We start from the raw sequence: 12,303 nt of genomic DNA on the forward strand, positions 1-12,303 counted from the left end.
GCGGCGGCCTGACCGCGGCCCAGGTCCGCGGCGCCACCGCCCCGAGCCCGGAACAGCTCGCCCCGGCACCGGCCACCGGCTGGCCCAACGCCCAGAGCTGGCCGAACGCGGCGGGCATGGGGCAGACGGGGTGACGTCCCCGCAGTGACCGCCCGGTCCGGCACAGGTCGTCAGGAAGCGGCAGGTGCCGGACCGGGCCCCGGACGCGGCAGGCCGGGTCACCGCCCCGTCCGGACCGCCTCCAGCAGGAACGCCGACAGGGGCAGCGCGTGGCAGGCGCCTGGGGTGAAGCCCGCCTCGGTGAGCAGCGCGCGGTAGTGGGCCTCGTGACGTTCCCTGCCGCCGACGTTGCACAGCATGTGGACGTCCCACGCCACCGCGGGTGACGGGGTGCCCTCGCGGGGCGGCAGCAGCCGTTCGACGACGAGCAGCCGGGCGCCGGGACGCGCGGCGGCCGCGCAGGTGGCGAGGAGGGTGCGGCAGCGGTCGTCGTCCCAGTCGTGCAGGACGCGGGAGAGCAGGTAGACGTCGCCGTCCGCGGGCACGGACTCGGTGAAGTCCCCCTCGACGAAGGCGCAGCGGGCCTCGGCACCCGCCGCGCGCAGCTCCTCGCGGGCCGCCGCGAGGGCCTCGGGACGCTCCAGCAGGACGCCCTCCAGGTGGGGGTGGGCGCGCAGCAGCCGTCCGAGGAGGGCGCCGTTGCCGCCGCCCACGTCGACCACCCGGCGGGCGGCGGAGAAGTCCACCAGGTGCGGGACCGGGGCGAACATCTCGGCGCTGGCGGCCATCGCGCGGTGGAAGAGGCCGCCGAGCGCGGGGCGGTCGGCGAAGTAGGCGAAGTGGTGCTGCCCGTACCGGTGGGCGAAAGCTTCCTGCCCGGTGCGGACGGCGTGCGTGAGTCCGGCGAAGGAGTCGTAGAACGGGCCGCCGTACAGCAGCGCCAGCGGGCGCAGCGAGAACTCGGTGCCGGTGCGCAGCCGTTCACCCGCCGCGGTGAGGTGATAGGCGTCGCCGGCGCAGGTGACCAGCCCGAGCCCGGCCAGGTAGCGGAGCAGTCGGCGCAGCGCGTCCGGGTCGGTGCCGGTGAGGTCGGCGAGCGGGCCCGCGCCGAGGCCGGGCTCGGCGGCGAGGTGGTCGGCGAGGCGCAGTTCGGCCATGGTGGCGACGGCCTGGGTGGCCCAGGCGCCGGTCAGCGTGGTGAGCAGGGTGGCGGCCGGGTCGGGCAGGAGGTCGTGGCGGCCGGGCAGGCGCAGCTCGAAGCGGCGGTTGGCCCGGGTGCGGAAGTACAGGACGGTGACGTTCTCGTGGCTGTTGTGGCCGCCGCCGTCGGGGACGGCGCCGCCGCGCTCCTGGAGCAGGGCGCGCAGTCCCGCGGTGACGACGGTGCCGGGGGCGGTGGTGGCGAAGGCGTGGTGCGCCTCGTGCTCGGCGGCCCGTTCGTCGGCGGCGACGGCCTGGAGCGGGGAGCCGGGCGGCACGGGCAGCGCGAACACCTCGACACTCCGGTCGCCCGCCGCGATGTGCGTGATGCCGACCGGGACGTCCCGGACGAGGGCGCCGTAGCGGCGGGCGAGCCGGTCGCGGACGACGACGCTGGGGGTGATCGGGCCGGGCCGCAGCCCGCGGCGGCGCAGTTCCTCGCCCAGTCCTTCGAGGGAGTCGGGGAAGACGAGGACGGCGGTGTGGTCGAAGACCAGATGGCGGGCGATGTCGGCGCGTTCGGCGCCGGTCAGGTCGGGCAGCAGGTCGGCCAGGGCGGTGTCGGTGTCCTGGGCGGCGGCGACGGAGGCGGCGCGCAGGACGCGGTCCAGGTCGGCGGCCGGCAGCCGGGTTGGTGCGACGGGGAGGTTCATGGGGTTCCCGGTGTCGGTGGGGAGGCGGGGGCGGAACGGGAGGTGCGAGGGACGCGGGGCGTGCGGGGTGCGGGGTGCGGGACGCACGGGACACGCGGGGGGCAGGAGATGCGCGGGGGGGGGGCAGGAGGTACGCGGGGGGGCGAGGCGGCGGGCGGCGGGGGGGGCGGCGGGTCAGATGCCGGTGTAGCTCTCGGCGAAGTGGTCCTGGTGGGCGCGGGAGGTGCGCAGGCTCTCCAGGCGCGCGTACTGGAGGGCGCGCCCGTAGCGGGCCTCGGGGGTGTGGCCCACCGGGCCGTGCAGCAGGCCGCTCATCCAGTGCGAGAACTCGTGGGCCCGCCAGACCCGGGGCAGACAGTCGTCGGCGTACCGGTCGAGGCCCTTGGAGTCGCCGTGGGCGAGGGCCGCCGCGAGCGCGGGGGCGAGGGTGGCGGCCTGGACGACGGCGAGGTTGGCGCCCTTGGCGGCCGAGGGGCTGATGAGTCCGGCGGCGTCGCCCGCGAGCCACAGCCGGTCGGCTCCCGGGCGCTCCAGGACGTCGCAGCGCAGGTCGACGGCGGCGCGCTCCAGGACGGCGCCGGTGCGCAGCGGGCCGTGCTCGGCGGTCCGCATCCGGGTGGCGAGTTCGGTCCAGATCCGGTCGTCGCTCCAGTCGGCGGGGTCGGTGCCGCGCGGGACCTGGAGGTAGTAGCGGGTGACGGTGTCGGTGCGGGCCATGTGCCCGGCGAAGCCCCGTTCGTGCAGGGCGTATCCGACGGCGGGCATGCTGGGTCCGGCGGCGGCGAGCACGGCGAGCCAGGTCACGCCGTGGTCCCAGCGGGCGGTGCGGGTGCCGCGCGCGGTGAGGGCGGCCCGGGTGACGCCGCGGTGTCCGTCGCAGCCCGCGACGTACCGGGCGCGCACCTCGCCGCCGTCGTGGAGGCGGACCGTCCCGCGGGTGACCTCGCGGACCGGCGCGGCGAACCGGATGTCGCCGCCGCGCTCCACGAACGCGCTCAGCAGGTCCCGCACGAGGTCCTGCTGCGGGTAGACGGTGTGCGCCTCGCGCCGTCCTGCCCGGGAGTAGTCCAGCGTGAACTCGCCGTGCTCGCCGCGGAACCGGCAGGTGCGGTGGGTGCGGCCGCGCTCCAGCAGGCCGTCGCCGAGGCCGTTGCGGGTGAGCGTCTCGACGGCGCCCGGGGCGAGGAACCCGGCGCGGGCGCGGCCGACCACCGCCGCGCGTTCGCGCCGTTCGAGGACGACGCAGTCGACGCCCCGGTCGAGCAGCAGGTTGCCCAGGACGAGCCCGGCCGGTCCGGCCCCGACGATCGCCACTCCGACCTGCGCCGAGGCGTCGTCGAATCGTTTCCCCATGCCCGCCCCCGATGTTGCGATTTCGGCCAAGTGGTTTCATATCAGCCTGATCGCCGCGGAACTTCACCAGATCGTCACTATTCGCCTCCAGGGGTGACTGTCCTGCAAGGAACTTGACGCTTCGTCACTTTGCCCAACTGACAGCCCGCCGACAGCATCCCTTCCTACGGTGCCGTGTCCATGACAGATACGTCGGAAGCAACCCCCACCCCGGTCGGGCGCCGCACCGTGCTGATCGCGACCGGCGCCACGGCCGCCGCGCTCGCCGTCACCGCCGCCGCGCCCCACGCCCCCGCCGCGGACCCCGCCGACGCCACCCCGGTGGCCGCCGCGGCCGTCTGCACCCTCACGAAGGAGATGACCGAAGGCCCCTACTACCTGGCCGGGCAGTACGTCCGCGCCGACGTCACCGAGGGCAAGACGGGCATCCCGCTGAAGCTGAACCTCACCGTCGTCGACGACGCCACCTGTGCGCCGCTCTCCGGCGCCCTGGTGGAGATCTGGCACTGCGACGCCCTCGGCGAGTACTCCGGGTTCGTCGGCAGCAACGGCCACAGCGAGCCGGACGACGGCACCTTCCTGCGCGGCGCCGTCCTGACCAGCTCCTCCGGCGCCGCGAGCCTCACCTCGGTCTACCCCGGCTGGTACCGCGGGCGCTGCGTGCACATCCACGTCAAGGTGCACACCGGCGTCACCGTCACCGCCGACGGCCACTTCACCGGCGGCCGCGAACTCCACACCGGGCAGCTCTTCTTCGACGAGACGATCACCGCGAAGGTCGCCGCCGTCTCGCCGTACCCGGCCAACACCGTCCCGCGCACCACCCTCGCCCAGGACTCCATCTACGACGGCGGGGGCGCCAAATCCGGGCTGCTCACCCTGACCGCGCTGGGGAGCACGACCTCGGCCGGGTACACGGGCACGCTCACCCTCGGCGTCGACCAGGGCTGACCCGGCCCGCCACGACCGCCGCCCGGCCGGAGGAGGACGGCCGGGCGGCGCACCCGGCCGGGCGACCGGTCCGCCCGGCGGCTCAGACGGCGACCGGCTCCCGCTCCGCCCCGGCCGCCCGCTCCCTGAGATGGGCGCGCACGGAGTGCCCGAGGGCGGCGGCCCACACCAGCAGCAGCAGCGCGTACACCGGCACGGCGAGCCCGTCCGGGGCCCCCAGCCGGTCGCTGGTGAGCAGCGTGCGGACGTTGGTGACGACGATGATCCCGCCGACCGCCGAGCCCAGCACCCGCGGCGGCACCAGCCGGACCAGCCAGGCGGCGACCGGCGCGGCGACCAGACCGCCGGCCAGGAAGGCCGCGACCCAGGTCCAGCTCAGCCCCTGCGAGCCGAGCGAGAAGAGGAAGCCGAGGCTGGCGGCGACGGCCACCAGGAACTCGCTGGTGTCGACGGAGCCGATCACCTTGCGCGGCTCCAGGCGCCCGCTGGCCAGCAGCGCGGGCGTGCCGACCGGCCCCCAGCCGCCTCCGCCGGTGGCGTCGAGGAACCCGGCGACCAGCCCGAGCGGGGTCAGGAACCGCCGGCCGAGCGGCTTCCCGAGCCGGTCGGCGGGCAGCCCCTTGAAGGTGAACCGGGACATCACGTACACGCCGAGCCCCAGCAGGATCAGGGACATCACCGGTTCGGCGACCTCGGTCGACAGCCGGGAGAGCACCGTCGCGCCCAGGAACGAGCCGACCGCGCCGGGCACCCCGAACCGGACCACGACCTTCCAGTCGACGTTCCCGAACCGCCAGTGCGAGGCGCCGGACATCAGGGTGGTGCCGATCTCGGCGAGATGGACGGTGGCGGAGGCCGCGGCGGGCCCGGTGCCCAGGGCCAGCAGCAGGGTCGTGGAGGTCACGCCGTAGGCCATGCCGAGGCTGCCGTCGACCAACTGGGCCCCGAGGCCCGCGAGGGCGAGCAGGATCAGCGTACGCATGGGAGGGGACGGTAGGACGCGAAACTGAGGGCGGCCTGAGACGACCATGAGGATCGCTCACAGCCTCCGGGGGGGCGGGGCCCGGCCGGTCAGGGGTTCTCCCAGGCCGCCGGTTCCGCCGCCAGGGCGCGGACCGGGGCGGGCAGCGCGTCCGCCGCGATGTCGGCGACCGTGACCCCCTCCAGGATCCGGCGCACATTGGCGCGCAGCGCGATCCACAGCGGCAGCAGCGGCCGCGCCGAGCCGGTGTACTCGAGGCCGGTGGGGCGTTCGCCGCGGACCGAGACGATCGGGCCGTCGACGGCGCGTATGACGTCCGCGACGGTGATCCGCTCCGCCTCGCGCGCCAGCCGGTAGCCGCCGCCCCCGCCGCGCCTGCTGTCGACGACCCCGGCCCGCCGCAGGTCGCCGAGGATGCCCTCCAGGAACTTGTGCGGGATGCCCTGCTCGGCGGCGATCGCCTCCGCCTTCACCGGAGCGCCGTCCTGCCGTACGGCAAGCTCCAGAACCGCCCGTACCGCGTAATCCGCCCGTGCCGAGATCCTCATACGCTCATTGTGCGGCGTCCGCCTGTACAGAATGACCCCGCACGCGCCCGCCGACGGACCGCACGACGGGAGGCCCCCGTGGGGCTCAGCAGACGACACTTCAGCGCACTCGCCGGAACCGCGGTGCTCGGACTCGCCCTGGGCGGCAGCGCGGACGGCGCCTGCGCCTGGGCCGCCCCCGCACCGCCCGCCGGGCCGCCGCGCGCCGACCGGCGGCGGCACACGGTCGGCTTCGACCGCCACTCCCTGCTCGTCGACGGCCGCAGACTGGTGCTGTGGTCCGGCGAGCTGCACCCGTTCCGGCTGCCCAGCCCGTCGCTGTGGCGGGACGTCCTGGAGAAGATGCGCGCCCACGGCTACAACGCCGTCAGCATCTACGTGTCCTGGAACTACCACTCCCCCGCGCCGGGCCGCTACGACTTCACCGGCATCCGCGACCTCGACCTCTTCCTGCGCACCGCCGCCGAGACCGGCCTGTACGTGCTGCTGCGCCCCGGCCCCTACATCAACGCCGAGATCGACGCGGGCGGCTTCCCCGGCTGGCTCACCGCCACGAAGGGCACCGCCCGCACCGCCGACCCCACCTACCTCGCGCACGCCGACGAGTGGCTCACCCGGGTGAACGAGATCGTCGCCGGGCACCAGTACACGCGGGGCACCGGGACGGTGCTGCTCTACCAGATCGAGAACGAGTACGACGCGTTCGTCGCCGAGCCGACCGGCCCCGCCTACATGTCCCACCTGTACCGCAAGGTGCGCGCCGACGGCATCGACGTGCCGCTGTTCCACAACGACAAGGGCAGGAACGGCTACTGGCTGCCGGGCTCCTTCGACACCGGTGGGGAGAAGGGGCGTTGGCTGTACGGCTTCGACGGCTATCCGTCGCCGTCCCAGGACCCGCCGGACTGGGGCCGGTTCGGCCCCGGCGGGGTCACCGGGGGCGCCAGCGCCAGCCCCGACACCCCAGGTTTCGTACCGGAGTTCGGCGGCGGCTGGTTCGACCCGTGGGGCGGGGTCTGGTTCAAGAAGAAGGGGTACGCGGAGTCCCGGCGCACCCGTGACGCCGCCTACGAGCGCCGCTTCTACCTCACCAACCTCGCCAACGGCATCACCCTGCACAACGTCTACATGACCTTCGGCGGCACCTCGTGGGGCTGGCTGCCCGCGCCGGTCGTCTACACCTCGTACGACTACGGGGCGGCCTTCGACGAGGGGCGCAACGCCACCGCCAAGCTGGTCCCGATGCACCAGCTCGGCCATCTCCTGCAGCGCGTACCGGACTTCGCGGTGCTGGAGCGGGCCGAGGACGTCACGGCGGCCGGGCTGAAGGTGTACCACCTCACCAACCCGGAGACCGGCGCCCACGTCCACGTGCTGCGCAACGACTCGGCCGCGCCGGTCACCTCGACGCTCCCGGTCGACGGCGCCGACCTGCCGGTGACGGTCCCGGCCCGGGACGCCCGGCTGCTGGCGTCCGGCCTGCGGCTGGGGCGGCGCCGGATGCGGTACTCCACCGCCCAGCCCATGCTGGCCCTGACGGCGGCCCGCCGGGAGATCGTGGTGCTGACCGGGCGGCGCGACGAGCCGACGGTGACGGCGCTGGAGTGCGCGGAGCGGCCCACCGTCACCGTGCTCGACGGGAGCGCCGAACACCGCTGGGCGGACGGCCTGTTGACGGTCGAGGCGCGGCTCGGCGGGCTGACCCGGGTGGCGGTCTCCGGGGACGGGGTGGCCACCCCGCTGCTCCTGCTGCTCGCCGACGACGAGACGTCCCTGCGGCTGTGGCCGCGCGACACCCCCTCCGGCACGGTCCTGGCCCACGGGCCGCACCTGGTGCGCTCGGTGACCCTGGAGGGCACCACCGCCCGGTTCACCGGGGACACCGTGACGCCCGCGGGTCTTGAGGTGTGGGCGCCGCGCGGGGTCGAGGAACTGGAGTGGAACGGCGCCCGGGTGGCGGCGGAGCGGACCGCGTCCGGCAGTCTGCGTGCCGCGCGGGAGCTGCCGGGGCCCGCGCCGGTGCGGCTGCCCGCGCTCGGCGGCTGGCGCCGCAGGTCCGGGAACCCGGAGGCCGAACCCGGCCACGACGACTCGGGCTGGCGCCGCGCCGACCTGACGGCGTCGCACAGCACCACCCCGGTCCCGGCCGGGCAGCCGGTGCTCTTCGCCGACGACTACGGCTTCCACTACGGCGACGTCTGGTACCGGGCCCGCCTCACCGGCGACACGGACGCGCGGTCGGTGTCCCTCGCCTACAGCACCGGCACCCAGGGCCTGCTGATGGCCTGGCTCGACGGCCGCCCGCTGGGCACGCACCGGATGCCGGTGCCCGGCAACAGCACGATCCGGCAGGGCACATGGACGGCGACGGCCGAGTTCCCGGTGCCCGACGCGGACCGGGCGGGGGCGCCCCGGGTGCTCTCCGTGCTGGTCCGGCGGATGCAGCACGACCAGGACGGGAAGGCGCTCGACACCCACAAGGCGGCCCGCGGACTGACCGCCGTCACCTTCGACGGGGCCGGGCCCGAGGTGAGCTGGCGGCTCCAGGGGGAACCGGCGGCCGACCCGGTGCGCGGACCGCAGAACACCGGCGGGCTGCACGGGGAGCGGGCGGGCTGGCACCTGCCGGGGTTCGACGACGGCGGGTGGCAGCGGGCCGAACTGCCGCGCGCGGACCGGGGCCAGGGCGTGACCTGGTACCGCACGACGTTCACGCTGGCCGTGGACGCCGCCACCGACGCCTCGGTCGGCCTCGTCCTGGACGACGACCCGGAGCGCGCCTACCGCGTCCAGATCTTCCTGAACGGCTGGAACATGGGCCAGTACATCAACGACGTCGGACCGCAGCACACGTTCGTGCTGCCGAACGGCATCCTGCGCACCCGGGGCACCAACACGCTGGCCCTGGCGGTGCTCTCGGACGGGACGACGGAGTCGGGACCGGCCCGGGTCGCGCTGACCCTGCTGGGCGCGGCGGCCGGAGGGGTCCCGGTCGCGCCGGTCCCCTCCCCCGGCCCCTGACCACCGCCGGGCCGGTCAGGCGAGCCGGATCACGTTCCAGGACAGCGGTTCGAGGACGGCGCGCAGGACACCGTCCGTGAGGGAGGTGCCCTCGGCCGGGTGCGGGACGACCCGGTCCGGCTCCCGGAGGGTGTTGCGGGCGTCCGGGTCGGCGTCGGCGAGGACGCTGTGCTCGACGACCGCCGTCGTCCCGAGGCCGGTGAGGGCGACCTCCAGCGGGAGGGGCGCGGTCCGGGAGCGGTTGACGGCGAAGACGGTGACCGTGCCGTCGTCGGCGCGCACGGCGGTGGCGTGCAGCAGGTCCGTCTCGCCGAACCTGCGGGTGTCGTGGGTCGGTGAGTCGACGCGGACGTCGAGGACCTGGCCGCGGCCGTGCCGGGAGGCCTGCGCGAACGGGAAGAACGTGGTCTGGCGCCAGGCCGGGCCGCCCGGTTCGGTCATGATCGGCGCGATCACGTTGACGAGCTGGGCGAGGCAGGCGACGGCGACCCGGTCCGCGTGCCGCAGCAGGGCGATCAGCAGCGAGCCGAAGACGACGGCGTCCAGGACGCTGTAGTCGTCCTCCAGGAGCCGGGGCGCCTGCGGCCAGTCGGCCGGGTCGTGGGCCTCGGCGTGCGCCTCCCAGCGGGAGGTGTACCAGACGTTCCACTCGTCGAAGGAGAGCTTGATCTTCTTCTTCGACTTCAGCCGGGCGCCGACGTGGTCGCAGGTGGCGACGACGTTGTCGATGAAGGACTCCATGTCGACCGCGGAGGCCAGGAAGGAGTCGAGGTCGCCGTCCTGGGGCTCGTAGTACGCGTGCAGGGAGATGAGGTCGACCAGGTCGTAGGTCTCCTCCAGGACGGTCGCCTCCCAGCTCGCGAAGGTCGGCATGGACTGGCTGGAGGAGCCGCAGGCGACGAGTTCGACGCCCGGGTCGAGCTGGCGCATCGCGCGGGCCGTCTCCGCGGCGAGCCTGCCGTACTCGCGGGCGGTCTTGTGACCGGTCTGCCAGGGGCCGTCCATCTCGTTGCCCAGGCACCACATCCGGATGCCGTACGGCTCCTTGTCGCCGTGGGCGGCGCGCAGGTCGGCGAGGGCGCTGCCCGACGGGTGGTTGGCGTACTCCTGGAGTTCGAGGGCCTCGGCGACGCCCCGGGTGCCGAGGTTGACGGCCATCATCGGCTCGGCCTGCGGACCGATCGCGCGCAGGAACGCGATGAACTCGGCGAGGCCGAAGCGGTTGGTCTCGGTGGAGTGCCAGGCGAGGTCGAGGCGGCGGGGGCGGTCCTCGACCGGCCCGACCGAGTCCTCCCACCGGTAGCCGGAGACGAAGTTGCCGCCCGGGTAGCGCACGGCGGTGACACCCAGTTCGCGCACCAGGTCGAGGACGTCGGTGCGCAGGCCCGCGGCGTCGGCGGCGGGGTGGCCCGGCTCGAAGACGCCGGTGTAGACGCAGCGTCCGAGGTGCTCGACGAACGACCCGAAGATCCGCGGGTCGACCTCGCCCACGGTGAAGGCGGGGTCGAGGGTGAAGCGGGCGGTGCTCTTGCTCATGGTCACCTCTCGGGAACGGGAGCCCTGCGACGCCCTGTTCGGAATCTCGTATCGCGCTCGTGTGCTCGAACGGGACCGTAGAGAGGAAGCGCTTTCCCGTCAATGGGCCGGACCGGGCGCGGACCGCGACCGGCGGGCAGGCGCGAGGCGGGTCCGGACGCGGACGGCGGTCGTGCGGGTCGTGCGAATGACATGAAGATGACATGACGTGGGTCCGACCGGCCGCGTAGGCTCGAACACGCCGGTGTGCGGCGGCGAGAGGGGCGACGATGGAGAGCGCGGGCGCGCGGAGCGCGGCGGTCCGGATCGTCACCGGCCTGGCCCGCCGGCTGCGGCCCCCGGCGCGCGCGGGCCGCGCCGTCGGCACCCGCGCCCTGGTCTCCCGGCTGCGCGCCGCCGTACGGGACGCGCCCCAGCCGCTCGGCGGGGTGCCCGAGGTGGCCCGGACGCTGTGCGCGGAGATGGCCGCGCTGCGCGGCGGGCGCCCGGTACGGCTGCGCTTCGAGCGGTTCCCGGACGAGCTGGAGGTCACCGGGCTCTGGGTCGAGCTGCCCGACTTCGACCTCGTCATCGTCGAGGAACGGGCCGAGGAGGTGCAGCAACTGGTCATCCTGGGCCACGAGTTGTGGCATCTGCACGCCGGGCACCGGCACCGCCACGTGACCGCGCCGGTCGCGCACGCCCTCGCCGACTGGCCCCGGGGAGCGCTGGGGATGGCCGCGCGCGACGGCTCCCGGGCCCGCGACGAGGCCGAGGCCGACGCGTTCGGGCACCGGCTCGCCGCCGCCGTCCGCCCGCTGCTCGGCCGTCCGGGCGGGCCGCCCCTCGACCCGCTCCAGCGGTCGCTCGGCTACCGGGGCCGCGGGGGCCTGGAGCGGTGACCGTCCTCGCCGCCCGGCTCGCCTTCAGCCCCGCCGGGTTCGTCAACGAGTTCTACCCGTCGTTCTGGTGGATCCCGGCCGGGGTGCTGACCGCCGCCCTGGCCATCAAGCTGCCGTCGATCATCCGCCTCTGGGGGGATCCGATGCTGCGCGCGGTGGGCGGGCTGCTGCTGCTCGCCTGCGCGGTCTTCGTCTTCGTCGCGCCGTCCACCATCGCCTGGGTCAACCGGATCACCGGGATCCCCAACATCGCGGCGCCCTGGGTGTATTCGCTGCTGATGGCGTACTGCGGCTCCTGCCTGCTGCTGATCATCGCCTGGCGCAACGGGCTCTCCGACCGCTCGGACGCCACCGCCCGCGCGATGCGCCGGGTGATCGTGACCTACTCCGGGGTGATCGTCTCGCTGTGGGTGCTGTTCGCCCTCGCGGACGGGCACGTCGAGCGGCTGCGGGACCTCGACACCTACTACGCCACCACCCCGTACCTGCGCGAGATGATCCTGCTGTACCTGCTCGCGCACACGGTGGCCACCCTGATCACCTCCTGGCTGATCTGGAACTGGGTGCGCACCGACGGGCTCGACGCGTGGCTGCGCTGGGGGCTGAAGTTCCTCGGCGTCGGCTATGTCGTGCAGGTGGTCTTCGACGCCGTCAAACTCACGGCGGTGACGGCCCGTTGGACCGGCGCGGACCTCGACTGGCTCTCCACCGGGGTGGCCCCGCCGGTCGCCTGCCTGTCCGCCATCCTGATCGCCGTCGGCTTCATCCTGCCGCACGCGGGCCAGTACCTGCACGACCGCTGGCGGGTGAGGCTCGCCCACCGCGAACTGCGGCCCCTGTACCTGCTGATGAGGTCGGTCAACGGCGGCGGTATGCCCGTGGTGCTGCGGGCCACGCCCGAACTGCGGCTGATCCGCCGGGAGACGTTCATCCGCGACGTGCTGCTGCCGCTGGCCCGGCACATCGACGAGGAGCGGCGCGGCCGGTCCTACCGGGCCGCCCTCTCCCTCGGCCTGGAGCCCGAGCGGGCCAAGGCGGCCGCCGCCGCGCTCGCCATCCAGGACGCCGTCGCGGTCCGGCACCGCGCGCCCGCCGACGACGGCGGCCCCGGCCACGACACCACCGACCTGCTGCGCGACATCGGCGCCGTCTCCCGCGCCCTGCGCCGCCCCGACGTG

General features: G+C 74.8%; 9 protein-coding genes. 4 read left to right on the forward strand and 5 right to left on the reverse strand.

The genetic code is table 11. The annotated features are described in order from the left end of the window. Positions 1-218: 218 nt before the first annotated feature. Positions 219-1,853: a methyltransferase gene (locus GA0115242_RS16930; protein WP_093829261.1), complete on the reverse strand. Its 1,635-nt coding sequence runs from the start codon at positions 1,851-1,853 to the stop codon at positions 219-221. A gap of 174 nt (positions 1,854-2,027) precedes the next feature. After that, on the reverse strand, positions 2,028-3,206 hold the full coding sequence (locus tag GA0115242_RS16935; protein ID WP_093829263.1) for a 4-hydroxybenzoate 3-monooxygenase: 1,179 nt from the start codon (positions 3,204-3,206) through the stop codon (positions 2,028-2,030). Positions 3,207-3,386: 180 nt separating this feature from the next. On the opposite strand from GA0115242_RS16935, the gene GA0115242_RS16940 reads away from it, so the two are divergent. Beyond that, complete coding sequence (locus tag GA0115242_RS16940; RefSeq protein WP_093829265.1) at positions 3,387-4,157, forward strand: intradiol ring-cleavage dioxygenase; 771 nt, start codon at positions 3,387-3,389, stop codon at positions 4,155-4,157. Positions 4,158-4,239: 82 nt separating this feature from the next. On the opposite strand, the gene GA0115242_RS16945 is transcribed toward GA0115242_RS16940, so the two are convergent. Continuing rightward, positions 4,240-5,139, reverse strand: coding sequence for a sulfite exporter TauE/SafE family protein (locus GA0115242_RS16945; RefSeq protein ID WP_093829267.1), 900 nt, complete (start codon positions 5,137-5,139; stop codon positions 4,240-4,242). Positions 5,140-5,228: 89 nt separating this feature from the next. Continuing rightward, on the reverse strand, positions 5,229-5,687 hold the full coding sequence (locus tag GA0115242_RS16950; protein WP_093829268.1) for an RrF2 family transcriptional regulator: 459 nt from the start codon (positions 5,685-5,687) through the stop codon (positions 5,229-5,231). 78 nt (positions 5,688-5,765) lie between these two features. Here GA0115242_RS16950 and GA0115242_RS16955 point away from each other — a divergent pair, with 78 nt between their 5' ends. Continuing rightward, positions 5,766-8,708, forward strand: a complete 2,943-nt coding sequence (locus GA0115242_RS16955) for a glycoside hydrolase family 35 protein (RefSeq protein WP_093829270.1) — start codon at positions 5,766-5,768, stop codon at positions 8,706-8,708. 15 nt (positions 8,709-8,723) lie between these two features. On the opposite strand, the gene GA0115242_RS16960 is transcribed toward GA0115242_RS16955, so the two are convergent. Further along, the gene (locus tag GA0115242_RS16960; RefSeq protein WP_093829272.1) at positions 8,724-10,244 is read right to left on the reverse strand and encodes an arabinosylfuranosidase ArfA; all 1,521 of its coding nucleotides are present in this window, start codon (positions 10,242-10,244) and stop codon (positions 8,724-8,726) included. A 269-nt stretch (positions 10,245-10,513) separates the two neighbouring features. Here GA0115242_RS16960 and GA0115242_RS16965 point away from each other — a divergent pair, with 269 nt between their 5' ends. After that, positions 10,514-11,125, forward strand: coding sequence for a toxin-antitoxin system, toxin component family protein (locus GA0115242_RS16965; protein WP_093829274.1), 612 nt, complete (start codon positions 10,514-10,516; stop codon positions 11,123-11,125). Continuing rightward, a partial coding sequence (locus tag GA0115242_RS16970; RefSeq protein ID WP_093829276.1) for a DUF6545 domain-containing protein occupies positions 11,122-12,303 on the forward strand: 1,182 nt, incomplete at its 3' end. The genes GA0115242_RS16965 and GA0115242_RS16970, both read left to right, overlap by 4 nt.

Origin of the sequence: Streptomyces sp. SolWspMP-5a-2 (assembly GCF_900091845.1) — a bacterium.
GTDB classification, from domain to species: domain Bacteria; phylum Actinomycetota; class Actinomycetes; order Streptomycetales; family Streptomycetaceae; genus Streptomyces; species Streptomyces doudnae.

Bases quoted from the DNA above. Each gene is read 5' to 3' on its own strand.
- GA0115242_RS16930 (WP_093829261.1), bottom strand. From the start codon at position 1,853: ATGAACCTCCCCGTCGCACCAACCCGGCTGCCGGCCGCCGACCTGGAC.
- GA0115242_RS16935 (WP_093829263.1), bottom strand. From the start codon at position 3,206: ATGGGGAAACGATTCGACGACGCCTCGGCGCAGGTCGGAGTGGCGATC.
- GA0115242_RS16940 (WP_093829265.1), top strand. From the start codon at position 3,387: ATGACAGATACGTCGGAAGCAACCCCCACCCCGGTCGGGCGCCGCACC.
- GA0115242_RS16945 (WP_093829267.1), bottom strand. From the start codon at position 5,139: ATGCGTACGCTGATCCTGCTCGCCCTCGCGGGCCTCGGGGCCCAGTTG.
- GA0115242_RS16950 (WP_093829268.1), bottom strand. From the start codon at position 5,687: ATGAGGATCTCGGCACGGGCGGATTACGCGGTACGGGCGGTTCTGGAG.
- GA0115242_RS16960 (WP_093829272.1), bottom strand. From the start codon at position 10,244: ATGAGCAAGAGCACCGCCCGCTTCACCCTCGACCCCGCCTTCACCGTG.
- GA0115242_RS16965 (WP_093829274.1), top strand. From the start codon at position 10,514: ATGGAGAGCGCGGGCGCGCGGAGCGCGGCGGTCCGGATCGTCACCGGC.